This is a genomic window from Streptomyces sp. NPDC055078 (assembly GCF_053607985.1).
Window position 1 is genome coordinate 1 of record NZ_JBSGUP010000021.1, and the last position, 23,049, is coordinate 23,049.

The following is a 23,049-nucleotide window of genomic DNA, read 5'->3' on the forward strand; positions in this document are numbered from 1 at the left end:
GGCCAGCAGATCGCAGGTCCGGGGATCGCCCCGGAAGTTCGAAAAGCCATTCTCCTAAAGCGGGTGTCGCAGGTTCGAATCCTGCCGGGGGCACAGCTGTGACCAGTACCGGAGCCCCGTACCAAGATCGGTACGGGGCTCCAATGTGATCGTTTAGGAGGGATTTAGGAGATCATCTTCTTTCGGGTGCTTCACGAGGTCGACCCGCCCCCACAGCGTTGTCAGCCCGATGTTGCGCATTGCCCGCTCGTAGATCTCCTGCAGACCCTCTAGCCGCACCTGCCGCATCGTGGGTGTCGGGTGCTGGTACACCGCCTTGATCCCCGGCCGCTTGTGCCCCGCCTGCTCGAACGCCAGCGGAGCCTTCACCCCGATCTGCTCCTGCCACGTGTCGTGCGTGTGCCGAAGATCCCGCATCGTCATCCCCGGGGCGATCGGTTCCCACTTCTCCCGCGCACTGACGCCCTGCCGCTTCAGCCGCTCCGGGCGCCCGTCCGCCGCCGGCCGCAGCTGCTTCCCCCAGTTCCCTCGGCGCCACCACTTCCCCTCCGAGGGCGTTGACAGCACGTACGGGTGCGTCCAGTCAGCGAGGTGGTACCGCCAGAGCCGGGCAAGGAACGGCGCCAAGTCCAGGTCCCGCACCCGCCATTCCGTCTTCACCGGCTCCAGCTGGAGCACAGTGCCCAACTTCTTCCCATCCTCGCCGCGCTGCTCGTACTCAGCGACCTCCTGGTCGATACGGAGGATCGGGCACTCGTACCACCCTCCGTCATGCTCCTGCCTCCGGGTGAGCAGCGCCCGGTCTCGGTGCAGTCCGACTCCCTCGCCCCAGCACAGGCCCGTCCAGGCCGTGGTGATGACGTGCAGCCCCTTCGCCGGACCGAGTCGCTCGGCGACGCGCAGCACCGACTCGGCGGTGTGCCACCGGTCCTCGACCGCCTTCCTCGTCTGCGGCTTGGCAGTCGGCTCCGTGACGATGCCCTGCGAGCGACGGCGGCCGACGAGCGGATTCACCGGCAGGTGCCGGGCGTCGACGGCGGCCGTGAGGATGGTCGACATCAGGGAGACGCAGTGGCCGGCGGTGACCTTGTCGCAGGGGAGGGTGAGCTGCCATGAGTCGACGTCGAACCAGTTGATCGATATCAGAGGCGTGGTCTCCCACTTCGGGAGGATGTACTTCTCCAGGTTCCGCCACCGGGTGTCGACCGTGCGGCCTCGCTTCTGGCGCGCTTCCATGAACTTCCGCGCGAACTTCCCGAAGGGCATTCGCATGAGGTCGGGATCAATCCATGTGCCCGCCCGTATGGCGGCTTCCTGTTCATTTCCCCAGTCCTCGGCGGTCTTCTTGGTGGGGAATCCTGGCTCTGATCCCGTGCCGTCGGGCTTCTTGTAGCGGCAACGCCAAGTGAATTGCTTGGTCTGCTTGCCGTTCTTGACCTTGTAGACCCTTTCACCGTAGGCCATTCACGCCCCTTCCTTGCGGATCCAGGTCGCTGATCTCCGGATGAGGAAGTCCTCATAGGCGCGAGCGCCGGGTTCCTTGATCGCTTTGTCGTGGAAGAGGACGATCACGTCGTCGAGGTCGTCGTCAAGGATGACTCGGCAGGGCAGGCCGGGGACTCGCCGCACCTGTATGTGTGGGGGCTTCGGCAGGTCATCACGGCTGTAGGTCGTGGACTGGACCTCGACCCACCGCTGGCCCTCGACGGTGAGCACTGCGCTCAGTTCTTCCACGGTCTCTTCGGGTAGATCGTCGTCGTTGAATGTCAGGATGATTTCGACGACAGATCGGACGCCCGTTTCCGGGTCGGTTTCGTATCGATCTTCCAGTCCGATTGTGCCGGACGGGATTGTGTGGCTACGCACGACGGAAACGCGCATCAGTCCCTCACATGGCTACGAGTGGCGGCCCCCTCGCGCTGATCGGAATATGCAACCACAGAAGTATCAACATGTGCAGATGCTGTACGCAATTGATGATGCATCAGCCACCTACTTAGGGTTGCCTTGTTCGTCGTGACCTTCTTCGCCGGATTCCAACTGCCTTAGCCCGCGCTGGCGTTGACGCCACGCGTGCGCGAACTCCGTGATCTCTTCTGCGGTGGCGCCCTCCGGGCCCATCGCCACCACCACCATCCGGCTCGACCCGTCCTCAGTCAGGTCGTACACACCATGAGCCAGGATCTGCCCCTCGGCCAGCTCGGCACGGAGCACGGCCGGCAGTTCGGGGGTGGCCTGCGCCACCGCTTTGGGGCGGGGCGCTTCTTCTGGCTCCTGATGCCGCAGGACAGGTTCGCCACCGGCCAGTACACGGTCAACGGAGTCGGGGGTCCAGCCGAGTAGCTGAGCGTACTCACGCACCGTGGCGTTCGGCTTGGTCGGGCCGGTGCCGCGCTCGATGTTCTGCACCGTCGCACGGCTGACTCCCAGGAGCGTCGCCGTACCCTCTTGCGTCATCTGCGGCCGACGCGCTCGGCGGGACGCCTTCAGCGCTGCCCCCAGTCGCTCCATGTCCTGGTCCATGGGCACCCATCATGCCGCATGGCCGTGCAACCCAAAAGCGTATCCCTTGCGCTTTGACCAGCGAATTCGCGTCGAACCTAGGCCCGCAGGGTTGCATCACACGCATCCAATCGCCACTACCACCCCCCACATGCTCAAAATCATTGCTCAAAACGTAGGCATATGACTTGCAAGCGTAGCGATAGCGCGGGTAGTTTCTGAGCGTGAGACCGAACGGACCAGCCATGAGGGCCATCCGTACAGCTCAAAACATGAGCCTGCGTGCCCTTCAGCAGAAGACCGGCTTGAACCGGGGCTACCTCTCCCGACTAGAGAGGGGGCTCATCACCGAGTCGGCTTCCACCCGAGTCCGTGAGGTCGCAACGGCGCTCGACGTACCCACAGAAGCCATCACCCACAAGGAGCAGACGTGACCGCCAAGGCCACGCCCATAGAGCCCATTGCTGAGGACGAGGACGAGCTGCGCCGCTGGACCCCGGAAGAGGTCATCGCCAAGCGCTGGCTGCCGTACAAGAGCGCGCGAGTCCTGAAGGAGAAGTGCTACCGGCGCGAGGTGATCCACCACAACGACTGCGGCCGGATCACTTTCACGCTCGACGACATCCGTCGCGAGAACGAGCGCACCGCCGTTGTGCCGCTTCAGGCCGGCCGCCGCGCCGCCTGACCCGCATAGGTCGGGGCCGCCCGGACGTGCAGGTCCGTACGGCGACCCCTGCGAGATCCACCCATCGAATCCCATAAAGAGGAAGGGGACCTCGTGTCTCCCATCATGCCCGACCAGCCTGGTGAGCTGGTACTGACGGAGTCCCGCACGATGCGGGCTCAGACCGCTGGCCGTGTCGAGGTACTCGACAAGGTGAAGGCGCTGGCACTGCTCCCGGACGGGATCCACGCCACGACGGAGATCGTCGCCTCGTACTACGAGGTGGACGTCGAGGCCATCAAGAGCGTCGTCCGGCGCAACAGCGAAGAGCTGTCCGAGAACGGCATGCGCAAGCTGACCGGATCCGACCTTCGCGAGTTCAAGCGCGCCGCAGAGGGTCAGTCTGACCCTCTGCCGATCAACATCAACTCCCTGCGTCTCTTCACCCGCCGCGCGATCCTCAATGTCGGCCAGCTCCTGACCGAGTCGGACGTCGCCCGCCGGGTGCGGACGTATCTGCTGGAGGTCGAGGAGTCCGCGACCGAAGCGCAGCGGTCCGAGGCGGTCGAGAAGCTGGCGCTCGCCGAGGCCCGGATGCGGGTGCTGAAGGTCGCCGAGGGAATCGTCGACTCAGCGTGGCTGGAGGCCAAGGCCCGTCTCGTCGCGGCCAAGGCGCTCGGTGAGGAGCCGGACGTCGATCCGCTGGATGTGCCGCTGTACGTGCCGGACTTCCTGAAGGGGAAGGGGCTGAAGCGGCGCGAGGTCGAGTCGGTGCAGTCCTGGTTCGGCCGGCGGGCGGCGTCTCTGTGGGAGGCGGAGCACGGGGAGAAGCCGGGGAAGCGGCAGACGGATCTTCCGAACGGGAGCGTGCGGGAGACGTACGCGTGGTGTGAGCGGCATCGGCCGGTGTTCGAGGAGACGTGGGTCCGGTACTACGCGGACCAGTTCCCGGTTCAGGGTGAGCTGGGCGGTGTGGCATGACAACGCCGAGGAGCCACATGCCCCTGCACGACCCGGAGCGCGACGCCCGGAGCTGGGTGCCGCCGGTCGACATCGCCCGGAAGACCGCCCGCAAGGTCCTCGCCGAGCGCGCATCCGCGAACATTCACGACCACACCGAGATGCTCAGCGCCGCCGCCGCCCTCGACTACGTCCTCCGCGATCTCCTGGCCGCCCTCGACGCCGAGGACGCCAAGGGCGGTGAGGTCCGGTGACGAGTATCCCGAGCGCCTCGGTCGAGGTCGAGGTCGAGTTGTTCGTGTCGGAGGACGGGAGGCGCTGGCGTCTGGCCGGTGTCGACGCTGAGGGTGGCCGGTTGTTTGTTCCGGCGCATCTGGACCCGGCGAAGATCGCTCGCTGGGTGTGGGCGAAGGAAGCCGACCTGGTGCCGGTGGTCGGCGCGATGAGCCCGGTCGGCGGTGCGTCGTGAGTGCGTCGGCGCGTCGGGTGGCGCGGGCGGCTGCGGTGGTCCGGGCTGCGTGGGAGCGGGGGGTCGTGGACTCGCCGCAGGTGTCGGCGGCTCAGGCGCTGGAGGACGCGGGGTTGCTGTTGTCGCCGGAGGTGGCGGCGGAGATCGCTGAGGCGGTGGCGGTCCGGGGTGCTCTGCCGGTGCCGTTGGGGCATGCGGGCCCGGGGGACGGGTTGTCGTCGGAGCGGTTGCAGGACATCCGTGAGTGCGACCTGGGCGACTGGTACCGGGGCGCGTGGCGCATCGAGGGGATCGATCCGGACGACCCGGGCGAGCCTGCGTACTGCACGGTCACGCATGTGGAGTCCGGGACGGTGTTGGCGACCCTCCCGGACTGGGCCGGACTCATCGCCGTGGCGATTGCGGAATGGCATGAGGCGGTGCCGGAGCTGTTGGCCGAGGTCGACCGGTTGCGGGCGCGGATCGCGGTGTTGGAGCCGTTGGCGGCGGGTCCGGCCCGGCTGGTGGCCGAGGTCCGGGCCGGGGCCTCCGTGGACCAGGTGCCGCCTGCGGTGGCCCCGGCCCGGCTCCGCGCCACCCTGCTCGCCTCGGGGGGCGGTCTGGCGGAGCCGTACGGCTGCGGCGTGTGCGGGATCCCGGAGCGGGAGCACGGGCGCCGGTGGCACCGGGACGCCGGGATGCACTCCTGGCAGGCCCCGTCTGATGTGCAGATCCTGGCCCGGATGCGGGCCCGCCGGACCGCACGCAAGGGCGGTGGGTCGTCGTGAGCGCCGTCGTGTACCCGGCCGTAGCCGTGGCCCTGCTGGTCGCCCTCGTGGTGGTGATCGACCACAACCCGATCGCGTACCTCGGCCGCCTGCTGCGTCACGAGCAGCAGGTCATCACCCCGGTGCCCGCGCCGTCGCCCGAGCCGCTGACGACGTGCGTGTGCTGCCCGATCCTCATCCCGCCTGGTGGCACGTGGTGCTCGACGCGCTGCCGCAACGAAGACGACCGCCACGACGAGTACGACCTGGGGGACTCATGAACGGGCCCGAGCACTACCGCGCAGCGGAGGAGCGGCTGCGTGCCTCTGACTGGCAACGCCAGCAGGACGGGGCCACACCCGAGGCGATGCACGAGGCCGCCATGGCGCAGGTGCACGCGACGCTCGCCCTGGTTGCCGCGACCGTCGAGCAGGCGGCCAACGCCGCGATCGCTGCGGACATCAACAGCCTGGTGCTGGACGCCTGGTACCCGCTGACGCACATGCCGACCAAGGACGGTGCGTCCGGTGAGTGACAGGACCATGAAGATCAGCCTCGGCCTCGGAGCGGGCGGCACGCTGACGACCACCGCGCACGAAACCGAGACGCCCGGACTGTTCGCCTACGACCTGTTTCCCGTCGGCGACTCGTGGCGGCTGATCCACCACTCGGGCGCCACGCTGGCCGAGTTCACCACCCGTGACGCCCTGACGGCTGCGGTCCGTGCGATGGCGGCTGTCACGGACTGGACGGTCGGTGCCGACGTTCTGCGGACCGTGATGGACGACTCGGTGATCTGGAAGTCGATCGACGCGATCGAGGGCGCGGGCGGCGAGTTCCTGCCGAACCCGGGCGGTCGCGGCGAACGGATCGCAGCCGAGCGCCAGGCGGCCCTCGCCGCACAGACGGGTGGTGACAGCGATGCGTGACCGCGCCGACTACACCATCGACCCGGCCGACGCGATGGCCGACGCGCACGACGCCGCCATGGGCGAGGACGGGTACGCCGACCCGAACCGCTGGCGCGCAACCCCCACCCCCGCCGCCCGCGAGCAGGCGCTCGCCGCAGACGGCCACCCCACCACCGCGCCCAGGAGGGCCGCCGCATGACTGCACGAGACCTGACCGCCGCGCTGGACAAGGCCCGCGCCGCCGTCGCCGAAATGCCCGATGCCCCCGTCGCGTGGCGGGTGATCTTCACCGACAGCGAGTCACCGGACGGGATCGCCCCCGTATGCACCGCCGAGCCGGGCAACCTGCACATGATCACCGACTACCCCGGTGGCCCGATCCGCAACGAGCACGGCGTCTACGACTGCTGCCCCTGGCCGCACATCGAGACGTACGCGGTACCGGTGGCCGCGTATCTGGTCGCGCTGCTGAACGCCGACGCTGCCGCTGTCGCGCAGCAGCAGCCCGAGCCGGTCGTCACCCCCGAGGTCGCCGCGCACGTCCTGTGGCACATGCACGGCAACGGCGGCTACCCCGCTGGCAGCTTCACCGCCGGGCTGCTCGCCGCCTGGAACCTGGCCGACCCTGCGAACAGCGCCCGGCTCGCCGCCGGATTCCCCGAGTACGCCGCTGCGATCGACCTGATCCAGCAGCGCGACGGCATCGAGCAACTGCGCCGGATCGCCGAGGGCGACACCACCGGGGGTGCCGCATGAGGTGCGACGAGCCCCTCTTCAACGAGGGCGAGAACCACAGCACCCGCGACTGCCAGCTCGATCTCGGGCACGCCGGTGACCACGACTACTTCGGTACCCGCTACCCCCGGCCCGTGGGTGCCGAGCCGGACCCGGCCGTCGCCGAACTGATCGAGGCCGCCGCAGAGCGCGCCGGGGCCTGGGGCCTTGACGAGATGCAGTGGCCGATCGCTGTCGAGGTCACCAGCATCTACGTGATCAAAGCCCCCGGGGCGACCGAGGACGAAGCCCTGAAGTACTGGAGCGACGGCGACTATCCGGACCTCGACGGCGAGCAGGCGATCGACGGCTCCCTCATTGTCCGCCGTGCCGACACGCACGAGCAGGGCAGCATGCTCGGTGCCCCGTTCGGCCCGATGGTCGCCTGCCCCGGCTGCGGAAGGCTGGCGATGCGCCGGGAGTGGTACCACAAGCCTTTGCGGCGGTGCCACGGGCCGATCGAATGGCTTGAGAGCAGGGCGCCCCGCCTCTCCTACCGGTACAGCCGCAACCACCGCGCCACGCCCGCCCACGCCGCCCCGGCTGGGGGTGCCCGGTGAGCGCCCGCGACGACCTGATCGACGAGTACGGCCACGCCGAGGCCGGGACCGCCCCGTGGACGCTGAACGAGTTCCGGCAGCGCCTGGCCGAGGTACGGGCCGAGCGGGACGCCGAGATCATCGCCTGGCTCGGCAAGAAAGCCCTCCAGTACCGGTCGACCAGATCACGGCAGCACGCGCTCCAGGCCGACGCCATCGACGGCCTGGCATCGAAGATCTCCCGGGGTGCCGTCCGCGCCAACAACACCGCCACCCTCCCCGACGACGAGCCGCTGATCGTCGACCGCTTCGACACCGCGACCGAACCCGCGATCGAAGAGGAGCCAGTCCTCGTCGTCGGCTGCATCGCCGAAGACGGCCGTCCGGTAGCCCTCCTGCTGGACCGCGAGGACCGGGCCAAGGTCGGCCGCTGGCTGAACCCGGAGCCAACCCGCGCCGCAGTGCTCGCCGAGGCCGCCGACCTGATCAGCGCCAGCCAGCCGTTCCCCGAGCCGGTACAGCGCGGTGCGGAATGGGCCGCGCGCACCCTCCGCCGCATGGCCGACGAGGCCACCGCCACCGGCCCGGGCACCGCGCCCGACGCCACCGGAGACGATGCCGCATGAGCGCCGACATCGACCGGGCCCGACGCACCGTCGCCGCCCACGCCACCAGCGCCGCCGACTGCCGAGACCTCCTCGCCACGCTCGGCATCCTGCCCCAGCCCCCGAAGCGCCGAAGCGGCCGACCGCCTGTCGACCACGGACACGGCCACCACGCCACCTACGCCAAGGGCTGCCGCTGCGACGCCTGCCGCATCTACTGCCGCACCTGGCGCGCACGCCGCGCACAGGACCCGGCCGCAGCAGACCGCGCCGGACACGGCAAGCCCTCCACCTACAAAAACTACGGCTGCCGCTGCGCCCCGTGCGCCGAAGCGCACTCGGCACAGTGCGCCGCGCGGAACGCGCGCCGCCGGGAGGCCGCCGTATGACCACCACCGTGCAGGCCGGGGCGGCAACCGCCCCGGCCGCCGGCCGCAGGGTCACCCCCACCGGCCGCCTCATCCTCGGTGCCGACGCCGACCGCGCCGACTGGCTCCACGCCCGGACCTTCGGCATCGGCTCCTCGGACGTCCCCGCCATCCTCGGCGTCAACGAGCACCGCACCCCCACCCACGTCTACCTCGACAAGCGCGGCGAACTCCCCGACGACGCGGGCGAGGCAGCGTTCTGGGGCACCGTCCACGAGGAGCCGGTGGCCCGGCACTGGGCCATGCGCAACCGGTCGGTGGTCCGCCGGATCGGTCTGGTCGCCCATCATGATCACCCGCACCGGATGACCACCCTCGACCGGCGGGTCACCGAGTGCCCGCTCGCCGAGGATGAGCGCGTTCCGTGCGCGCTGGAGGTCAAGACCCGCAGCGCGTTCAAGAGCGCGCAGTGGCACGCCGGGCCGCCGGACGATGTCCTCGCGCAGATGCTCCACCAGATCAGCGTGTGCGGCTACGAGCACATGCACTACGCGGTGCTGATCGGCGGCAACGAATATCACCAGGGCACCGTGCGCGCCGACCAGTACCAGGACGTCACCGCCGACATCGAGGCCGCGGTCGACCGGTTCTGGTTCGACCACGTCCGCGCCGCCGTGCCCCCGCCGCTCACCGGCGACGGCGACGCTCTCGTGTCCATGTTCCGGCGGATGCACCCGACCCGGACCGGAGCGGTCGACGTCGACCGCCACGACGACGCGCTGGACGCCCTGGCGGACTACGCCCGCGAGCAGGCCGCCGAGTCCGCAGCGAAGAAGGGCAAGGCCGCCGCGAAGGCCCGGCTGCTGGCCGCCCTCGGCACGGCGCAGTCCGCCCTCGTCGGCGGGGAGCGCGCCTACTCGCTGGAGCCCACCGCGGGGCGCCCGGCCATCGACCTCGAACTCCTCGCCGAGCGCTGGCCGGAGGCGTACGCCGCCTGCGTGACCAGCAAGCCGGGCGAGCGCCTCGACATCGCCAAGACCTTCAAGGGGATCTGACTATGGGACTGCGAGAGAAAGCAGCCGCAGCCGCCGGCCGCGAGCTGACCGCCGACGAGCGGCCCGACGGAGCGGCCGAGGCTGAGCCCGCGGCCCCGGGGCCGGACCCGATGGCGGACTACGAACCCGGCGACGGCGACCCCGAGATGGTGCCCGTCCACATCGCCTGGCTCCGCGTCCGCAAGGAAATCCGTGCCATCGGCAAGCGTGAGGAGTACAACGCCCCTGGTAGCGCCAGGTTCAACTTCCGCGGCGTCGACACCGTGGTGAACGTCTTCGGCCCGGTCACGCTCAAGCACGGCATCAACATCCTGTCGACCGAGGTCCTCGCGGAGTACGGCGAGAAGCCCACCGCCAAGGGCGGCAAGATGCGCGAGTGCTCCGTCCTCACGCGCTGGACGATCATGGGGCCGATGGGTGACGCGCTCACCCTAGAGACCCGCGGCGAGGCGCTCGACACCGCGGACAAGAGCACCACGAAGGCGCAGTCCGTCGCTCTGCGGACGCTGCTGCTGTCGTTCGGGCTGACGCCGACGCACGACAAGGACCCGGACGCGGACCGCATCGAGCGCGGCAACGACGCACCCGCCCGGTCCGCAGAGTCGTACCGCGACGAGATCCTCGACCCGAAGACGTCACCGGGACGGTTGCAGCAGATCAGCTACGAGCTGGGCAATCTGCGGATGCTCGGCCGGAAGGTCACGAACGAGACCGGCGACGAGGAGACCCTCGACAACCTCGGGCGCCGGGTCTACGGCGAGCGCACCGGGGGTGGCTCGTGAGCTGGCACCTCGGCCGCCTCGCCGGATTCGACCTGGAGAGCACCGGCGTCGACGTCGAACAGGACCGCATTGTCACCGCCTGCGTCGTCCAGTGCGGCGGCAAGCAGCCCACCGCCTCGGCGACATGGCTCGCCGACCCCGGGGTGGAAATCCCGAAGGGCGCGGCGAAGATCCACGGCATCACGACCGAGCGCGCCCGCGCCGACGGCCGCCCGGCCGCCGAGGTCGTGGAGCAGGTCGTCGCCGCGCTCGCCCAGGTCGCCCGGGACGGCGTCCCCATCGTGGCGATGAACGCCGCGTTCGACCTCACGATGCTCGACCGGGAGGCACGCCGCCACAACGTCCAGCCCCTGACCGACATCGTCGGGGACCAGCTCCGCGTGGTGGACCCGTACGTCCTCGACAAGCGCGTCGACCCGTACCGGAGCGGCAGCCGGAAGCTCGAAAACCTGTGCGCCCACTACGGCGTCCGGCTCGACAAGGCGCACTCCGCAGACGCCGACGCCATCGCCGCATGCCGGGTCGCCTGGCGCATCGCCCAGCAGTACGCGGAGGTCGGCCAGGGATTCCTTGACGAGCTCCACGACCAGCAGATCACCTGGGCTCGCGAGCAGGCCGAAGGGCTGCGCGACCACTTCGCGACGACGCCCGGCAAGGAGCACCGGGCCGCGACGGTGCGCACCGACTGGCCGCTGATCCCGCAGCAGCGCGAGGCGGCCCGGTGACCGCCCCCACCGCCCCCGTGGCCGGGATGAGCAGCCTCCCGGCCACGGCCGGGGGCCGCTACGGCTGGCACGCCCTGGCCGCCCGCCTCGGCGTAGACCCCACCACCGCAGCCCGCGCCCGCACAGCACTCGGCATCCCCCGCGCCCGAGGCGGCACCCGGCCCGCCACCGCGGAGGCCGTGTTCCACGCCCGGACCCGGCGCGTCCGCGGCGGGCACCTCGCCTGGACCGGCCACCGCAACGCCCACGGCGTCCCGCTGATCCGCATCGCCGGGATCTGCCGCAGCGCCTACCGGGTCGCGTTCCGTCTCCGGCACGGCCGCGACCCGGTGGGCAAAGTCCGCCCCGGATGCGGGCGGCCCGGCTGCGTGGCGCCGGACCACCTGGAGGACCGGCCAATGCGGGAGCGCACCAAGGCGCTGTACGCGGCGATCTTCGGCGGCCCGCCGTGACCGCCCGTCCGCGCCCCCAGCCCCCGCCACCGCCGGGCGGGCTCCTCGACTGGCGCCACCCCGACCACTGGTCCTGGACCGCGAAGCAGTGCCGCTACTGCCCCGGCCTCACCCACCTCCGCGACTCGAAGCGGAAGCCCGCGCACAAGGTCTGCGCCGAGCAGGCGCTCGCTCAGCAGGCCGCCGACGCAGCCGACGCCTACCACCAGAACGGACACCTCGCATGACCAGCATCACCGCACACGACCTGCACCGCATGCTCAAGCAGGTCACCCCGCACATGAGCACCGACGACACCCTGCCGGTCCTGAACGCCGTCCGCCTTGAGGCGCGAGGCGGGCACCTCTTCGCCGCTGCCACCGACCGCTACACCCTCGCCGTCACCCGCACCCCCATCGTCGCCGAGGCCGACTGGCAGGCCGCCCTCCCCGCCGGAGACGTGCCCGCCGTGACCACGTGGCTGGAGAACGAGGACACCGTGACCATCTCGCTGAGTGCCGACCACGACGGCGAGCGGACCCGGTTGAACCTCGCCAGCAGCACAGGGCAGATCCGCGTCGACACGGAGGACAGCACGTACGGCGCGTTCCCCGACTGGCGCAGGCTCCTGCGCGACCAGTTCGCTGCCGAGCAGCAGCCCGTGCCGCTGACCGGGTTCACCACCGAGTACCTCGCCCGATGGGAGCAAGCCGCCACAGCGCTCAGCGCCTGGCAGACCGGCCCCGACATGCCTCTCATCCTGATCGACGACGCGGGCGGCTTCATCGGCATGCAGATGCCCGCCCGGCCCCGCGACGCGACCCGGGACGAACTCATCGCCCAGTGGGCCCGCTGCCTCACCCCGACCACCGTGGTCGACGGGCAGACGTACCGGCTCGACATCCGATGGATCGACCAGGACGGCGACCCGTGGGAGTACGCCGCCCATGACCTCGGCGGCGAGCCGCTGATGCAGATCCCCGGCCTCGACGGAGACGAGCACACCCTCGCCGAGGTCATCGAGAGGTACGGCCCGATCCAGCCGTCCACCGCCTGACCGCCCCCGCTGCTCCGTCCGGGGCGGCCGGCCCCGAGCCCCGCCCCGGACGACGACCCGCCGGGGGGTGTAACAGATTCCGCCAGTTGACGTTCCACCACCCAGACACGCACCACCGCACCGCCCGTACGACCGAGAGAAGGACCGTTGAGTACCGAGGCAGTCAAGTGGGCCATGGACGACGCTCCCATGCTGCTCACTGACCGGGGCAAGCCCGACACCACCGCTCGTGGTGTGCTTCAGGCGCTCGCCGAGCACGCCCACAAGTCCGGTGGCGGTGCTCACCCGTCGGTGCTCCGGCTCCAGTACCGGACCGGGTACGACCGGCGGACGGTGCAGCGGGCTCTCCGCCGTCTCGAAGACGGAAATCTGATCAAGGCGACGGGTGAGACGAGCGGCCGGACGGTCTGGCAGCTGGCTCTCCACCTGAAGCGGCCCGAGTCGGATTGGGCGGATCTGGAGCGGGCCGAGGAGGACGAGCGGCAGGCGGCAGCCGAGCGGAAGCGCCGGTCGCGCTCGAAGCGTGTCACGGATTCTGCGTCCGTGACGGTCACGGATTCTGCGTCCGTGACCGAGGGGGACGTCACGCACTCTGCGTCCGGACGTCACGCACTTGAAATGCGTGACGTCACGGATTCTGCGTCCGGACGTCACGCACTCAACGCCGCCCTAACCATCAATCAACCACCAGTAGAACCACCAAGAACCCCCGTGGCTGAGGAAGAAGGGGAAAGCGGGGGCCCTGAGAGGCGCGCGCCCAGCGCCCCCATCGACGACGACGGGTTCGCCCTCACGGACGCGATGCGGCGATGGGCAGTCGACACCTTCGGCCCCGCCCTCGACATCGACTTCGAGACCGCCCAGTTCGTCGACCACCACCGCGCCGACGGCCGCCGCCGGAACAACTGGCCCGCCGAGTGGCAGAAGTGGATGCGCCGCAGCGCGAAGTGGGCGTCCGAGCGCCAGCGGCGCCCCACGGAGCCCGGCGGATACCAGCCGTGGACCAACCCGACCGACCACTCCGTCTACGAGAACGGATTCTGACCATGAGTGAGCCCGTCCACCTCGACAACGCCGCCGCCATGGCCCGACTCCGCGCCGGACTCGCCCAACGCGGCCTCGCCGACATCACCCCCGGCCCCATCACCGACGCCCCCTCACCCGACCAGCCCGGCCACCCCGAATACCACCGCCAGCGCCGCGCCCAATGGGCCCTCAACCGGTGGACCACCGCCACCCCACCCCGCTACCGCCACGCCCACGCCACCCGCCCCGACATCCAAGCCTGGGCCGACCGCGTCGCCACCGACCCGGAGGGCGCCGGGAACCTCCTCCTCACCGGCACCACCGGCACCGGCAAAACCCACCAGGCATACGGCGCCCTCCGCCGCATCGCCACCACCGGCCCGACCGTCTACGAGATCACCGCAATCACCGCCGCCGACATGTACGGCCGCCTCCGCCCCAAAGGCTCCGACCGCGGCACCGAAGAAGAACTCCGCCGACTGTGCAGGGTGCCCCTGCTCCTCCTCGACGACCTCGGCTCGGCGAAGAGCAGCGAGTGGACCGAAGAGATCACCTACCGCCTCATCAACGAGCGCTACAACGCCTGCAGGCCAAGCATCTACACCAGCAACCTCCCTGCCAGCGCCCCCGGACGACCCGACCTCGCGACCGCCCTCGGCGAACGGATCGTCTCCCGCCTCGCCGAGGACACCACCGTCGTCGCCATGACCGGCACCGACCGCCGCCGAACCGCCCGCTGAACACCGACCCCGCTCCCCGCCCATCCGGTTCCGGCCGGCCACACGAATGGAGACCCCAATGCCCCCGCCCGGCTTCTACCGCTACACCGACCACGACGGCGACACCCTCGACATCAGCCCGGCGCTCTCCGACCAGGACGGCACCGAGGTCCCCGCCGTCGCGATCGTCGCCGACCCGCACGGCATCGTCCACGTCACCCCTGACCGGGTGCCCGAGGTGATCGCCGCGATCCGCACCGCCGCCGGACTGGTCGGCCCCGAGACGTGGCAGCAGTGCCCCGACTCGGAGTTCGACGGCTACGGCCTCCAGTGCCAGAAGGAAGCAGGACACAACCTGTGCACCTTCGAACAGCAGGGCGGAGCTACCCCGGACCCCGGCCCGTCGTGATCGGTATCGCCGCGACCATGCTCAGCATCTTCTTCGCCGTGGGCGGCGGGCCGCTGGCGTGCGCCGCTTGGTACCGCTGGCGGGCCCGCCAGCGGCCGAACGCCGCCTCGCCCGACCCGAGTCCCGCCGCACAGCCCCCGAGCCCCGCACGCGCCCACACAGCCCCACCAAACACCACAGCACTCAACCACCGTCAGGAGCCCGCCACATGGCCCGCCGCGAACCCACCATCCACAAGCCCGAGCTGGCCGTCGCCTGCCCCGCCTGCGGCAGTGTCCCCGGCGCCTGGTGCTACGGCAAGCGAGGCCAGCGCATGAAGGGCGTCCATCCCGAGCGTGCAGAGCTCTACGACCAGCGCGACAACACCACCGAGGAGCCCACCCGATGAGCGCGATGACCCTCGCCGAACTCCGCCAGCAGCTCGCGGAACTCGCCCACCTGCCCGACGACACCCCCGTCGTGATGTCCCGCGACGCCGAAGGCAACGAGTACAGCCCGCTCTTCACGATGGACGACGCCCTGTACGTCGCGCACAGCGAGTACAGCGGCGACTGGTACGCCACCGACGATCACCGCGCCGCCAACCCGCGCCAGGACTGGGACCCGGCCCCGCCCGAGGCCGTACCCGCGATCTTCCTGTGGCCCAACAGCTGACCACCAGCACCACCACCACGACCGAGGAGTCGACCCGATGAGCACGAGCGGATACGCAGGCATCAGCCTCGCCGGACGGTGGGAATGCGGCGCCTGCGGAGCGTCCGGCGACGGCTGGTGGAACGAGGACGACGGCCTCGTCCTAGACAGCGAGCACGAGTGCGAGGAGCCGAGCCGATGAGCCCGCGCCGTGGACAGGCCCACGATCACGCCTACGACACCGAGACCCTCCAGGAAAAAGCCGACCGCATTCGTGCCGAACAGGGCCTTCCGCCAGAATCCCGACCCTGCCACTGGCACGACGACGGCCACGGCGGACGCTTCCTCATCCCCGGCTGCATGAACCGAGTGGTCAACCCCGACGTAGACCAGTGCACGTGCAAGACCATCCAGGAGCAACTGGACGACGCCCGCCGTGAGCTCGCTGCTCTGACGAAGAGCCATCGGAGCCTCCAGTCCTGGCACGACCAGATCGTCCGCGCCGTACACGACCACGCTGACGGCATCCAGATCATGAAGCGCGCTGCCACCGAGGAGCCGAGCCGATGACCGGCGATATCCACGAGTACGACCGCGACCCCGGCAGCAACGCCGGGAACTGCCGATGCGGCCTCCACCTCGAATGCTGGCGGCACCCGCACCCGTTCACGCAGGCGTACCGCAGCAACACCTGCGTGTGCGCCAAGCCCGCCGACGCACCCATCCACACCGACGCCGGCACCGCCCGCCCCGACCCGATCTACCCCGAGCCGACGGCCACCACGGCGCGCGGCACCGACGCGGTCAGGGAAGCGGTCCGCCAAGCGCGCGGCGACGAGGCAGCACCTCCCACGCCGATCTCCTGGAGCCGACGATGAGCGAGCCCACCACCGAATGGCGCGGCGCCACGGAACTCATCCCCGACCACGAGGCCCAGCGCCTTGCCGCCACCGGAATCGTCGGCTACCGCCAGAACCGGGGCCGACTCCACCACTGCCTCCACCACAAACCCGCCCCCGCCAGCAGGTACGCCGACTTCCACGAGGTCACCACAGACGACCTGACCGACGGCGGCATCTGCTGGGACTGCGGCGCAGATCTGTTGAGCCAGAGGGTCGGCGAGTCGGCATCCCAGATGCCCGAACACATCGCCCGCCACCGCCCGACCGAAGGGAGCAGCCGGTGACTCACACCCGCGTCCGCCTCACCTGCGCCTGCGGGCACAGCACCGCCCACAACTGCCCCCTCGCATACCCGACCCCGCCCGCCGACGCCGACGAGGAGTCCACCGCCGAGGCCGAGATCGCCCTCCCGTACTTCCACACCGACGACGACGGAGACCGCCTCATCGTCAGCAAGCACACGCACTACGGGAGCGCCCCGTACGCCCTGATCCGCGCCGAGGACCGCAGCCTCATCGAGTCCACCGCCAGCAGGGTCCTCCCCGCCGCCGCGCCGGACCTGCTGCGCGCCATCGCTGCGGCCACCGGCCACACCATCACCATCCATTCGGGCGACACCACACCCGACCCGAGCACCGACCGCCTCGCCCGCGCCGAGGCCGAACTCGACCAACTCCACGCCGCCGACACCTGCCGACCCATCGAAGTCGACGGCGAGACCATCTCCGTCCGGGGCACGGGCGAGATGAACGAGGAGGACCGGACGTACTTCGCCGAGGTCGTGCGGGCGGCGAAGCGGCGGTACGAAGCCGAGCACCCGCCCGCCGACGCCGCCCGCCTGACCGCGTCCACCATCACCGACACGCAGCTGGACGCCCTACGCGCCCGCCTCGCCGCCGAGGAGGAGACCAGCCGCCGCCTCCTCGCCCAGCGGCAGGAGATGGCCGCCGAGCGGTACGCATGGCAGGAGCGAGGCGACCGAGCCGAGAGCGAAGCCGACCGCCTGCGCCGCGACTGGGTCACCATGCGCGACCGCGCCGAGCAGGCCGAAGCCGCCCTCGAACGCGTCCGCCGACTCCACCACGACTACGGCCTCGGCGACTGCGCCCACTGCACCGGAGTCGACGCCGCCCCCTGGCCCTGCCCCACCATCCAAGCCCTCGACCAGCCCAAGGACAACTGATGCCGAAGTTCCGCAAGAAGCCCATCGAGATCGAAGCGATTCGGCTCACGAACGACATCACCCCATACCAGGCCGCCTACTGGTGCGGAGGACGAGCAGTCCCGCATCCGGAGAAGATCTACACCGGCGGCCCGATGGTCATCGAAATCGACACCCTCGAAGGGACCATGCGGGCCGAGCCCGGGGACTGGATCATCAAAGGTGTGAAGGGCGAGTTCTACCCCTGCAAGCCGGACATCTTCGCCGCGACGTACGACCCGGCCTGACCCCGCACATGCAGCAGGGGCGCGCCCGCGATCTCCCCAGACCAGGCACGCCCCCCAGGTGCTGATCACCGTACCCGCCCCACGCACCACGGAGCACCGATGACCACCACCGCCACCCACCTCCGCCAAATCGTTCTCACCTGGCCAGACCTCACCGACGCCCTCGGCACACCCACCCAGCACTCATGGCCCCCCGCCGGCCTACGCACCTACCTCGCCGCCATCGAGGCCGCCGACGCCGAAGACGCCCACGTCCTCCGAGCCCTGGAACGCTCCCCCGAGCAGATCGGCGTCCGGCCCGTGCCGATCCGCCTCGCCGTGCACGACACCATGCGCGCCATCGAGGCCGCCCTCGCCGCATGCGCCGACATCGTCGCCGCCGACGTACAGATCGAACCCATCCCGTTCCCCGGGGGGGAATGGCCGGCCGCCGACCGGGCCCGCCGCGAGACCGCAGCCCGCGCCGACGTGGCCGACCCCCGCCGCTGGCGGTTCCGCGGCAACACCCCCCGCGCCCCGTACACCGCGCTGTGGCTCCTCGCCCGCGTCGAAGGCCGCCCCGGGCCGTTCCGCCGTCTCACCGACACCCGGCGTCAGCACATCGGCGCCGTCGCCCGCGGGGCTGCCGAGCGCATCGAGCAGGTCCTCGACACCGGGGAGCGCACCGCCCGGCTCGCGCAACCCTGCCCGTGTGGAGGGCAGCTCACCATCCACGGCGGCGCCGGGACCTCCCCGACCGCGATCTGCGGACAGTGCGGACAGGTGTGGACCACCAGGGACACGGTGAGCGCCGCCTGACGGACACCATGTCCGGACACCCCAACCCCGTCCGGATACCGCCCGCTTGGCATGTCCGCTAGGATGCTGCTCGCGCAACTACGGCTGATTGCAGCGGCCCGGAAGCGCACCACAACCCCATAACGCAACGGACCCCGGACACGGAGATTGCAGCTCCGGCCGGGGTCCTGACCACAGGAGATACGACCTCCCATGGCTACGCCGCACTTTAGCGGTGCAGGTCCGCGCACCCGCGCAGTGATCCGCACCCGCCGCATCCCGCACACCATCGACGGCCGCACCGAACTCGTGGACGAGCCGTACACCGTCCACCTCCCCGTCCCCCCGCGCGACTGGGACCGCACCGTCCTCACCGCCGTCACCGCCGTGGCCGGTGTCCTCGTCACCGCCTCCGTGATCTGGTCGACCGCCAGCATCGGCGACCTCCTCACCCGCATCGTGATCGTCCCCGCCGCCTACGCCGCGGCCGTGGTCTTCGATCTGCTGTGGATCATGTGCATGGCCCTCGAATGGCTCGCCCGCTACGACACCGCCCGGGCCGCACTCCCGCGCCGCGCCGGACACCTGGCGCTCCTGATCGCCATGGCCGCTGTTGCCGCGCACGGATGGCTCGCCGGATGGCTCGTCATCGGGATCGTCGGAGCTGCCGTCTCCGGCATCGCCAAGGCCGGGTGGACCGTCGTGATGGCGCATCACGCCAAGCCGCTGGACTCCCGCACCCAGCAGTGGGTCGACGCGCAGCGAGCCGAGGCCGGCGGGCGCCTCGCGATGGTCGCCGTCCGGCGCGAACTCGGCCGGGCCGAAGGGCAGGTGGCAGCCGAGGCCGCCGCCCTCGCCACCGGGACGGACACCCTCCCGGACACGACGGACACCCCAGCGGACACGCATCCGCACCCGGTCGTCAGCCCCATCCGGCCGTCCGCCCGCGAGGCCGTCCGCACGGCGCTGGCCTCCGGGATCACCGATCCGGACGCCATCCTCCGCTACGTCCGGACGACCGCGGACCCGTCCGCGTCCGAGGAGACCGTGGCCCGGTACACGCGAGCGTTCCGCCGGACCTCGTGATGCCGGTCATCGGCCTGCTGTTCGCGTTCGCAGCCCTCGCAGCGCTGCTCGGTCTCGCCGCCATCGCGGCCCACGACATCCCGCCCCTCCTCGGGACCGTCGCCCTCATGCTCACCCTCATGGCGCTCGTCGCCACCCTCTGGGACCCCTCATGACCATCGTCACCCTCGGCGGCGTCACCATCGGCCTCGCCCTCGCCATCCGCCAGGCCATCACCTGGTGGCCTGGACTGAAAGCACTCCGCAAGGACGCGCTCCGCCACATCAGCGCGCTCGCGCCGTTCCTGGCCGCGTGGGCGTATGGCGCCCTCGCCACCCTCACCACCGCCGGACTCATCGGCTGGGCCGTCGGCACCACCCTCGCCATCACCTCCTGGCTCGGCGACGTCGCCCTCGTCTGGGGTGTCGGCGGCGTCATCGGCCAGACCGGAGCAGCGATCGCCTACCTCCCGCTCACCCAGACCGGGAGCGCCGTCGTCCTCCTCCTCACCGTCGGCATGGTGGCCGCGGTGAAGCGCTCCCGGAACCGCTCAGAGCTGATCTGTGGCACCTGGTGCGGCATCACTCTCGGCACCAGCTCCGGCGTCGCCGGGTTCGCCGCCGTGCCCCTGGCGCAGGCAGCGAACTGGCTCGGCGGCGTCGTCTACGGAGCGATCGGATGAGCACCGTAGACGGGCCGAGGCCGAGCCGTGCGGCAGGCGGATGCGTCGCCCTGGTGGCCGTCGGGGCAGTGCTCGCGGCCGTGTTCGCCGCCTCCCCAGAGGCCGGGATCCTCACCGTCTGGGCGGTCGGCACCGCAGCCCTCTGGCGCGCCGCCCGGCGATCCGTGCCCCATGCAGCGGACCACTCCCCTCCCCCACCGAGCACCCCTACCGCCAACACAGACGTGCAGGTCAGAACGGTAGGGGCCGGAGCAGGGGTCATCGTCTACCCACCCGGCACCCGCACCACCCACACCCCGCGCGGGAGGTGACCGACCGGTGATCTACTGCGCCCGCTGCGGCTGGTGGACAAAACCCAACTGCGGCCACTGACACCCCCGACCGAGCCCCTGCCGGACCACCCCCACCGGCAGGGGCTCACCCATGCGCACCCACCCCGCGCGCCTTGAAGAAACGGAACGTCTCGTCTACAGTGGGCCCCAGATTTGGCGTGCCCGGAAACAGAAGCCCACCCCACACGGTGGGCTTTTTGCATTCCCCTTACACAACCCACCACGCGCGTGCCACGATGCCCCCAAAACTCCTGGGGGGAACCATGAGTCACCAGCAGCGCTACGTGCAGAAACGCGGCGCGAACCACACGCTTCACGTGATCTTGACCATCTGCACCTGCGGAATCTGGGCGATCACCGGCTGGCCCATCGCCGCCATGATGGGACGCAAAACGACCACCACCGTCCCGGTCTACCAGCCACCCCCGCAGGCCATGCCGCCCCAGCAGCAATGGGCGCCGCCTCCCCAGCAGGGCTACCAGCCCCCGCCCTACTACGGCCCCCAGCAACCACCGCCAGGCCAGTACGGGCCACCAGGACAGACACCCCCGCACGGCTGGCAGCAGCCACCCCAGCAGTAACCCCCAACCCCCGCCGCCCGCGGGGGTTTCTTCATGCCCGGAGGTGACCCCGTGGGAGCCAACCAGCACACCCGCCCCGTCACCGACGCCGACCGCGACGCCATCCGCCGACTCCACGCCGACGGCCTCGGGAGGAACGCCATCGCCCGGGAGCTCAAGCGCTCCCCACGCACCATCAGCGTCCTCGCCGAGGAACTCGGCCTGTCCTTCGACCGCACCGCCACCGCCGTCGCCACCCAGGCCCGCGTCATCGACGGCAAAGCGCGCCGCGCCGCGATCCTGGCCGGCCTCTACGACGTCGCCGAAGACGACCTCGCCTACCTCAAACAGCGCGGCCCGTACACCCTGGTCGAGGTCTCCTCCGGAACGGCCGTCACGTACACCGTCGACAGGCTTCCCGCCCTCGACCGCCGGGCCCTGATCACCAGCGTCAGCACCGCCGTCACCGCCGTCGGCAAGCTCGAAGCCCTCGACACCAACAACGGAGTCGACGACGCCACCAGCATGCTCGGCCAGCTCGCCGCCGGCCTCACCGCGGCGTACCACGCCATGACCGAGGGGGCGGGTGATGCTCCGTGACCTGCCCCTGCCGCTGTCCCGGAAGCAGATCACCAGCATCGTCGAGGCCCGGGACGCGCCCCTAGCACTCTGGTCGGGGGCGGTGTCCAGCGGCAAGACGATCGCCAGCCTGCTGGCGTTCCTGCTCGCGCTCATCGTCGCGCCTGACCATGGCCTGATCGTCATTGTCGGCCGCACGCTGCAAACGATCGAGCGGAACCTGATCGACCCGCTCCAGTCCACGCACCTGTTCGGCCCGATCGCCAAGCAGGTGCACCACACCACCGGCTCCACCACCGCGACCATCCTCGGCCGCACCGTCCACCTCATCGGAGCCTCGGACGCGCGCGCCGAGGGCCGGATCCGGGGAGCGACGATCGCCCTCGCCTACGTCGACGAAGCCACCCTCGTTCCGCACGCGTTCTGGATGATGCTGCTGTCCCGGCTCCGCGTCGGCGACCGGAGCCGCCTCCTCGCCACGACGAACCCCGACGGGCCGTTCCACTGGCTCCGCAAAGAGTTCATCCTCCGCGCCGACCACGTCGGGTTGACGCACTGGCACTTCACCCTCGACGACAACCCCAGCCTCGACCCGGGGATGGTCGCCCGCCTGAAACGCCAGTACACCGGCCTCTGGTACCGGCGGTTCATCCTCGGCGACTGGTGCCTCGCGTCCGGCGCCGTGTTCGACATGTTCGACGAGACCCGCCACATCGTCGATGACGTCCCGCCGATCGCCCGCTGGCTGTGCGACAGCATCGACTACGGCACCGTCAACGACTTCGTCGACCTCGCCATCGGCCTCGGCACCGACCAGCGCCTCTACGTCGTCTCCGAGTACCGGCACACCTCCCGCACCGCGCTGCGCCAGATGACCGATGCCGAGTACTCGGCCGCGCGGCGCCGCTGGCTCGCCGGTCTCGCCCACCCGCAGACCAACCTCATCGGCGTCCGGCCGGAGTGGACCGTGGTCGACCCGAGCGCGGCGTCGTTCATCGAGCAACTGCACCGCGATGGAGTCTCCGGCGTCACCCCGGCCGACAACTCGGTCCTCGACGGCATCCGCACCCTCTGCTCCCTGTTCGCCGCCGACCGCCTGCGCATTCACCGCTCCTGTACCGGGCTGCTGGGCGAAGTCCCGGGCTACGCGTGGGATGAGGATGCGGCTGAGCGCGGCGAGGACAAGCCGATCAAGCAGGACGACCACGGACCGGACGCGCTGCGGTACGGGGTCCGTACGACGGAGGCCCTGTGGCGGCCCCACATCCCGACCCTCCTGGAGGTGGCCGCATGATGCTCAATGCCGGTGACTCATGGGATACTTGAGG

At 70.6% G+C, this 23,049-nt stretch carries 41 protein-coding genes; 38 read left to right on the forward strand and 3 right to left on the reverse strand.

What is annotated here, in order from left to right:
• Positions 1 to 153 precede the first annotated feature (153 nt).
• From ACWF94_RS03490 to ACWF94_RS03500, 3 genes are all read right to left on the reverse strand, one after another.
• Positions 154 to 1,464, reverse strand: a complete 1,311-nt coding sequence (locus tag ACWF94_RS03490; RefSeq protein WP_453484250.1) for a hypothetical protein — start codon at positions 1,462 to 1,464, stop codon at positions 154 to 156.
• Entirely contained in the window at positions 1,465 to 1,881 is a 417-nt protein-coding gene (locus tag ACWF94_RS03495; RefSeq protein WP_453484252.1) for a hypothetical protein, read from the reverse strand.
• A gap of 111 nt (positions 1,882 to 1,992) precedes the next feature.
• Positions 1,993 to 2,523, reverse strand: coding sequence for a helix-turn-helix domain-containing protein (locus ACWF94_RS03500; protein ID WP_453484254.1), 531 nt, complete (start codon positions 2,521 to 2,523; stop codon positions 1,993 to 1,995).
• Positions 2,524 to 2,747: 224 nt separating this feature from the next.
• Here ACWF94_RS03500 and ACWF94_RS03505 point away from each other — a divergent pair, with 224 nt between their 5' ends.
• From ACWF94_RS03505 to ACWF94_RS03690, 38 genes are all read left to right on the forward strand, one after another.
• Positions 2,748 to 2,936: a helix-turn-helix domain-containing protein gene (locus ACWF94_RS03505; RefSeq protein ID WP_453484256.1), complete on the forward strand. Its 189-nt coding sequence runs from the start codon at positions 2,748 to 2,750 to the stop codon at positions 2,934 to 2,936.
• Entirely contained in the window at positions 2,933 to 3,187 is a 255-nt protein-coding gene (locus ACWF94_RS03510) for a hypothetical protein (RefSeq protein ID WP_453484258.1), read from the forward strand. Before ACWF94_RS03505 ends, ACWF94_RS03510 begins: the two co-directional genes overlap by 4 nt.
• Positions 3,188 to 3,280: 93 nt before the next feature.
• The gene (locus ACWF94_RS03515; protein WP_453484260.1) at positions 3,281 to 4,147 is read left to right on the forward strand and encodes a hypothetical protein; all 867 of its coding nucleotides are present in this window, start codon (positions 3,281 to 3,283) and stop codon (positions 4,145 to 4,147) included.
• A 17-nt stretch (positions 4,148 to 4,164) separates the two neighbouring features.
• Positions 4,165 to 4,380 (forward strand): hypothetical protein, encoded by a 216-nt coding sequence (locus ACWF94_RS03520; RefSeq protein ID WP_453484261.1) that lies wholly within the window; start codon positions 4,165 to 4,167, stop codon positions 4,378 to 4,380.
• A complete protein-coding gene (locus ACWF94_RS03525) occupies positions 4,377 to 4,595 on the forward strand; it encodes a hypothetical protein (protein ID WP_453484262.1) in 219 nt (72 codons plus the stop codon). Before ACWF94_RS03520 ends, ACWF94_RS03525 begins: the two co-directional genes overlap by 4 nt.
• Before the next feature lie 65 nt (positions 4,596 to 4,660).
• Positions 4,661 to 5,362 carry a hypothetical protein gene (locus tag ACWF94_RS03530; protein WP_453484264.1) on the forward strand — a complete coding sequence of 234 codons (702 nt, stop codon included), beginning with the start codon at positions 4,661 to 4,663 and terminating at the stop codon, positions 5,360 to 5,362.
• On the forward strand, positions 5,359 to 5,622 hold the full coding sequence (locus ACWF94_RS03535; RefSeq protein WP_453484266.1) for a hypothetical protein: 264 nt from the start codon (positions 5,359 to 5,361) through the stop codon (positions 5,620 to 5,622). The genes ACWF94_RS03530 and ACWF94_RS03535 overlap by 4 nt, the downstream gene beginning before the upstream one ends.
• Positions 5,619 to 5,876 (forward strand): hypothetical protein, encoded by a 258-nt coding sequence (locus tag ACWF94_RS03540; RefSeq protein ID WP_453484268.1) that lies wholly within the window; start codon positions 5,619 to 5,621, stop codon positions 5,874 to 5,876. The genes ACWF94_RS03535 and ACWF94_RS03540 overlap by 4 nt, the downstream gene beginning before the upstream one ends.
• Complete coding sequence (locus ACWF94_RS03545; RefSeq protein WP_453484269.1) at positions 5,869 to 6,270, forward strand: hypothetical protein; 402 nt, start codon at positions 5,869 to 5,871, stop codon at positions 6,268 to 6,270. The genes ACWF94_RS03540 and ACWF94_RS03545 overlap by 8 nt, the downstream gene beginning before the upstream one ends.
• A complete protein-coding gene (locus ACWF94_RS03550) occupies positions 6,263 to 6,451 on the forward strand; it encodes a hypothetical protein (RefSeq protein WP_453484271.1) in 189 nt (62 codons plus the stop codon). The genes ACWF94_RS03545 and ACWF94_RS03550 overlap by 8 nt, the downstream gene beginning before the upstream one ends.
• A complete protein-coding gene (locus ACWF94_RS03555) occupies positions 6,448 to 7,008 on the forward strand; it encodes a hypothetical protein (RefSeq protein ID WP_453484272.1) in 561 nt (186 codons plus the stop codon). The genes ACWF94_RS03550 and ACWF94_RS03555 overlap by 4 nt, the downstream gene beginning before the upstream one ends.
• Entirely contained in the window at positions 7,005 to 7,586 is a 582-nt protein-coding gene (locus ACWF94_RS03560) for a hypothetical protein (RefSeq protein WP_453484274.1), read from the forward strand. Before ACWF94_RS03555 ends, ACWF94_RS03560 begins: the two co-directional genes overlap by 4 nt.
• Complete coding sequence (locus ACWF94_RS03565; protein WP_453484275.1) at positions 7,583 to 8,191, forward strand: hypothetical protein; 609 nt, start codon at positions 7,583 to 7,585, stop codon at positions 8,189 to 8,191. The genes ACWF94_RS03560 and ACWF94_RS03565 overlap by 4 nt, the downstream gene beginning before the upstream one ends.
• The gene (locus ACWF94_RS03570; RefSeq protein WP_453484277.1) at positions 8,188 to 8,559 is read left to right on the forward strand and encodes a hypothetical protein; all 372 of its coding nucleotides are present in this window, start codon (positions 8,188 to 8,190) and stop codon (positions 8,557 to 8,559) included. The genes ACWF94_RS03565 and ACWF94_RS03570 overlap by 4 nt, the downstream gene beginning before the upstream one ends.
• The gene (locus ACWF94_RS03575; RefSeq protein ID WP_453484279.1) at positions 8,556 to 9,593 is read left to right on the forward strand and encodes a YqaJ viral recombinase family nuclease; all 1,038 of its coding nucleotides are present in this window, start codon (positions 8,556 to 8,558) and stop codon (positions 9,591 to 9,593) included. Before ACWF94_RS03570 ends, ACWF94_RS03575 begins: the two co-directional genes overlap by 4 nt.
• Positions 9,594 to 9,595: 2 nt before the next feature.
• Positions 9,596 to 10,375 carry an ERF family protein gene (locus tag ACWF94_RS03580; RefSeq protein WP_453484281.1) on the forward strand — a complete coding sequence of 260 codons (780 nt, stop codon included), beginning with the start codon at positions 9,596 to 9,598 and terminating at the stop codon, positions 10,373 to 10,375.
• A complete protein-coding gene (locus tag ACWF94_RS03585; protein ID WP_453484283.1) occupies positions 10,372 to 11,100 on the forward strand; it encodes an exonuclease domain-containing protein in 729 nt (242 codons plus the stop codon). The genes ACWF94_RS03580 and ACWF94_RS03585 overlap by 4 nt, the downstream gene beginning before the upstream one ends.
• Positions 11,097 to 11,552: a hypothetical protein gene (locus ACWF94_RS03590; protein WP_453484285.1), complete on the forward strand. Its 456-nt coding sequence runs from the start codon at positions 11,097 to 11,099 to the stop codon at positions 11,550 to 11,552. Before ACWF94_RS03585 ends, ACWF94_RS03590 begins: the two co-directional genes overlap by 4 nt.
• Positions 11,549 to 11,779 carry a hypothetical protein gene (locus ACWF94_RS03595; RefSeq protein WP_453484286.1) on the forward strand — a complete coding sequence of 77 codons (231 nt, stop codon included), beginning with the start codon at positions 11,549 to 11,551 and terminating at the stop codon, positions 11,777 to 11,779. The genes ACWF94_RS03590 and ACWF94_RS03595 overlap by 4 nt, the downstream gene beginning before the upstream one ends.
• Complete coding sequence (locus ACWF94_RS03600; protein ID WP_453484288.1) at positions 11,776 to 12,588, forward strand: DNA polymerase III subunit beta family protein; 813 nt, start codon at positions 11,776 to 11,778, stop codon at positions 12,586 to 12,588. Before ACWF94_RS03595 ends, ACWF94_RS03600 begins: the two co-directional genes overlap by 4 nt.
• Positions 12,589 to 12,735: 147 nt before the next feature.
• A complete protein-coding gene (locus ACWF94_RS03605) occupies positions 12,736 to 13,632 on the forward strand; it encodes a helix-turn-helix domain-containing protein (RefSeq protein WP_453484290.1) in 897 nt (298 codons plus the stop codon).
• Positions 13,633 to 13,634: 2 nt separating this feature from the next.
• A complete protein-coding gene (locus ACWF94_RS03610) occupies positions 13,635 to 14,354 on the forward strand; it encodes an ATP-binding protein (RefSeq protein WP_453484291.1) in 720 nt (239 codons plus the stop codon).
• 58 nt (positions 14,355 to 14,412) lie between these two features.
• Complete coding sequence (locus tag ACWF94_RS03615; RefSeq protein ID WP_453484293.1) at positions 14,413 to 14,742, forward strand: hypothetical protein; 330 nt, start codon at positions 14,413 to 14,415, stop codon at positions 14,740 to 14,742.
• A gap of 208 nt (positions 14,743 to 14,950) precedes the next feature.
• Entirely contained in the window at positions 14,951 to 15,130 is a 180-nt protein-coding gene (locus tag ACWF94_RS03620; protein WP_453484295.1) for a zinc finger domain-containing protein, read from the forward strand.
• Positions 15,127 to 15,396 carry a hypothetical protein gene (locus ACWF94_RS03625; protein WP_453484297.1) on the forward strand — a complete coding sequence of 90 codons (270 nt, stop codon included), beginning with the start codon at positions 15,127 to 15,129 and terminating at the stop codon, positions 15,394 to 15,396. Before ACWF94_RS03620 ends, ACWF94_RS03625 begins: the two co-directional genes overlap by 4 nt.
• A gap of 37 nt (positions 15,397 to 15,433) precedes the next feature.
• Entirely contained in the window at positions 15,434 to 15,577 is a 144-nt protein-coding gene (locus tag ACWF94_RS03630; RefSeq protein WP_453484298.1) for a hypothetical protein, read from the forward strand.
• A complete protein-coding gene (locus ACWF94_RS03635; protein WP_453484299.1) occupies positions 15,574 to 15,945 on the forward strand; it encodes a hypothetical protein in 372 nt (123 codons plus the stop codon). The genes ACWF94_RS03630 and ACWF94_RS03635 overlap by 4 nt, the downstream gene beginning before the upstream one ends.
• The gene (locus ACWF94_RS03640; RefSeq protein WP_453484300.1) at positions 15,942 to 16,253 is read left to right on the forward strand and encodes a hypothetical protein; all 312 of its coding nucleotides are present in this window, start codon (positions 15,942 to 15,944) and stop codon (positions 16,251 to 16,253) included. The genes ACWF94_RS03635 and ACWF94_RS03640 overlap by 4 nt, the downstream gene beginning before the upstream one ends.
• Positions 16,250 to 16,561 carry a hypothetical protein gene (locus tag ACWF94_RS03645; protein ID WP_453484301.1) on the forward strand — a complete coding sequence of 104 codons (312 nt, stop codon included), beginning with the start codon at positions 16,250 to 16,252 and terminating at the stop codon, positions 16,559 to 16,561. The genes ACWF94_RS03640 and ACWF94_RS03645 overlap by 4 nt, the downstream gene beginning before the upstream one ends.
• Positions 16,558 to 17,460, forward strand: coding sequence for a hypothetical protein (locus ACWF94_RS03650; RefSeq protein WP_453484302.1), 903 nt, complete (start codon positions 16,558 to 16,560; stop codon positions 17,458 to 17,460). The genes ACWF94_RS03645 and ACWF94_RS03650 overlap by 4 nt, the downstream gene beginning before the upstream one ends.
• Positions 17,460 to 17,726 (forward strand): hypothetical protein, encoded by a 267-nt coding sequence (locus tag ACWF94_RS03655; protein ID WP_453484303.1) that lies wholly within the window; start codon positions 17,460 to 17,462, stop codon positions 17,724 to 17,726. The genes ACWF94_RS03650 and ACWF94_RS03655 overlap by 1 nt, the downstream gene beginning before the upstream one ends.
• 99 nt (positions 17,727 to 17,825) lie before the next feature.
• Entirely contained in the window at positions 17,826 to 18,524 is a 699-nt protein-coding gene (locus tag ACWF94_RS03660) for a hypothetical protein (RefSeq protein ID WP_453484305.1), read from the forward strand.
• A gap of 237 nt (positions 18,525 to 18,761) precedes the next feature.
• Positions 18,762 to 19,589 carry a protein transporter Sec31 gene (locus ACWF94_RS03665; RefSeq protein ID WP_453484307.1) on the forward strand — a complete coding sequence of 276 codons (828 nt, stop codon included), beginning with the start codon at positions 18,762 to 18,764 and terminating at the stop codon, positions 19,587 to 19,589.
• Positions 19,589 to 19,744 carry a hypothetical protein gene (locus tag ACWF94_RS03670; RefSeq protein ID WP_453484309.1) on the forward strand — a complete coding sequence of 52 codons (156 nt, stop codon included), beginning with the start codon at positions 19,589 to 19,591 and terminating at the stop codon, positions 19,742 to 19,744. The genes ACWF94_RS03665 and ACWF94_RS03670 overlap by 1 nt, the downstream gene beginning before the upstream one ends.
• A complete protein-coding gene (locus ACWF94_RS03675) occupies positions 19,741 to 20,250 on the forward strand; it encodes a hypothetical protein (protein ID WP_453484311.1) in 510 nt (169 codons plus the stop codon). Before ACWF94_RS03670 ends, ACWF94_RS03675 begins: the two co-directional genes overlap by 4 nt.
• A gap of 655 nt (positions 20,251 to 20,905) precedes the next feature.
• Positions 20,906 to 21,163 (forward strand): hypothetical protein, encoded by a 258-nt coding sequence (locus ACWF94_RS03680; RefSeq protein WP_453484312.1) that lies wholly within the window; start codon positions 20,906 to 20,908, stop codon positions 21,161 to 21,163.
• A 51-nt stretch (positions 21,164 to 21,214) separates the two neighbouring features.
• Positions 21,215 to 21,742 carry a helix-turn-helix domain-containing protein gene (locus ACWF94_RS03685; RefSeq protein ID WP_453484314.1) on the forward strand — a complete coding sequence of 176 codons (528 nt, stop codon included), beginning with the start codon at positions 21,215 to 21,217 and terminating at the stop codon, positions 21,740 to 21,742.
• A complete protein-coding gene (locus ACWF94_RS03690) occupies positions 21,732 to 23,015 on the forward strand; it encodes a PBSX family phage terminase large subunit (protein WP_453484315.1) in 1,284 nt (427 codons plus the stop codon). Before ACWF94_RS03685 ends, ACWF94_RS03690 begins: the two co-directional genes overlap by 11 nt.
• Positions 23,016 to 23,049 lie beyond the last annotated feature (34 nt).

Excerpts from the sequence above, each read along its gene's own strand:
- ACWF94_RS03660 (WP_453484305.1), top strand. The coding sequence starts at position 17,826 with ATGACCACCACCGCCACCCACCTCCGCCAAATCGTTCTCACCTGGCCA.
- ACWF94_RS03645 (WP_453484301.1), top strand. The coding sequence starts at position 16,250 with ATGAGCGAGCCCACCACCGAATGGCGCGGCGCCACGGAACTCATCCCC.
- ACWF94_RS03610 (WP_453484291.1), top strand. The coding sequence starts at position 13,635 with ATGAGTGAGCCCGTCCACCTCGACAACGCCGCCGCCATGGCCCGACTC.
- ACWF94_RS03570 (WP_453484277.1), top strand. The coding sequence starts at position 8,188 with ATGAGCGCCGACATCGACCGGGCCCGACGCACCGTCGCCGCCCACGCC.
- ACWF94_RS03640 (WP_453484300.1), top strand. The coding sequence starts at position 15,942 with ATGACCGGCGATATCCACGAGTACGACCGCGACCCCGGCAGCAACGCC.
- ACWF94_RS03625 (WP_453484297.1), top strand. The coding sequence starts at position 15,127 with ATGAGCGCGATGACCCTCGCCGAACTCCGCCAGCAGCTCGCGGAACTC.
- ACWF94_RS03675 (WP_453484311.1), top strand. The coding sequence starts at position 19,741 with ATGACCATCGTCACCCTCGGCGGCGTCACCATCGGCCTCGCCCTCGCC.
- ACWF94_RS03630 (WP_453484298.1), top strand. The coding sequence starts at position 15,434 with ATGAGCACGAGCGGATACGCAGGCATCAGCCTCGCCGGACGGTGGGAA.
- ACWF94_RS03615 (WP_453484293.1), top strand. The coding sequence starts at position 14,413 with ATGCCCCCGCCCGGCTTCTACCGCTACACCGACCACGACGGCGACACC.
- ACWF94_RS03495 (WP_453484252.1), bottom strand. The coding sequence starts at position 1,881 with ATGCGCGTTTCCGTCGTGCGTAGCCACACAATCCCGTCCGGCACAATC.
- ACWF94_RS03655 (WP_453484303.1), top strand. The coding sequence starts at position 17,460 with ATGCCGAAGTTCCGCAAGAAGCCCATCGAGATCGAAGCGATTCGGCTC.
- ACWF94_RS03580 (WP_453484281.1), top strand. The coding sequence starts at position 9,596 with ATGGGACTGCGAGAGAAAGCAGCCGCAGCCGCCGGCCGCGAGCTGACC.
- ACWF94_RS03520 (WP_453484261.1), top strand. The coding sequence starts at position 4,165 with ATGCCCCTGCACGACCCGGAGCGCGACGCCCGGAGCTGGGTGCCGCCG.
- ACWF94_RS03540 (WP_453484268.1), top strand. The coding sequence starts at position 5,619 with ATGAACGGGCCCGAGCACTACCGCGCAGCGGAGGAGCGGCTGCGTGCC.
- ACWF94_RS03690 (WP_453484315.1), top strand. The coding sequence starts at position 21,732 with ATGCTCCGTGACCTGCCCCTGCCGCTGTCCCGGAAGCAGATCACCAGC.
- ACWF94_RS03600 (WP_453484288.1), top strand. The coding sequence starts at position 11,776 with ATGACCAGCATCACCGCACACGACCTGCACCGCATGCTCAAGCAGGTC.
- ACWF94_RS03500 (WP_453484254.1), bottom strand. The coding sequence starts at position 2,523 with ATGGACCAGGACATGGAGCGACTGGGGGCAGCGCTGAAGGCGTCCCGC.
- ACWF94_RS03635 (WP_453484299.1), top strand. The coding sequence starts at position 15,574 with ATGAGCCCGCGCCGTGGACAGGCCCACGATCACGCCTACGACACCGAG.
- ACWF94_RS03505 (WP_453484256.1), top strand. The coding sequence starts at position 2,748 with ATGAGGGCCATCCGTACAGCTCAAAACATGAGCCTGCGTGCCCTTCAG.
- ACWF94_RS03670 (WP_453484309.1), top strand. The coding sequence starts at position 19,589 with ATGCCGGTCATCGGCCTGCTGTTCGCGTTCGCAGCCCTCGCAGCGCTG.
- ACWF94_RS03555 (WP_453484272.1), top strand. The coding sequence starts at position 6,448 with ATGACTGCACGAGACCTGACCGCCGCGCTGGACAAGGCCCGCGCCGCC.
- ACWF94_RS03490 (WP_453484250.1), bottom strand. The coding sequence starts at position 1,464 with ATGGCCTACGGTGAAAGGGTCTACAAGGTCAAGAACGGCAAGCAGACC.
- ACWF94_RS03620 (WP_453484295.1), top strand. The coding sequence starts at position 14,951 with ATGGCCCGCCGCGAACCCACCATCCACAAGCCCGAGCTGGCCGTCGCC.
- ACWF94_RS03575 (WP_453484279.1), top strand. The coding sequence starts at position 8,556 with ATGACCACCACCGTGCAGGCCGGGGCGGCAACCGCCCCGGCCGCCGGC.
- ACWF94_RS03550 (WP_453484271.1), top strand. The coding sequence starts at position 6,263 with ATGCGTGACCGCGCCGACTACACCATCGACCCGGCCGACGCGATGGCC.
- ACWF94_RS03560 (WP_453484274.1), top strand. The coding sequence starts at position 7,005 with ATGAGGTGCGACGAGCCCCTCTTCAACGAGGGCGAGAACCACAGCACC.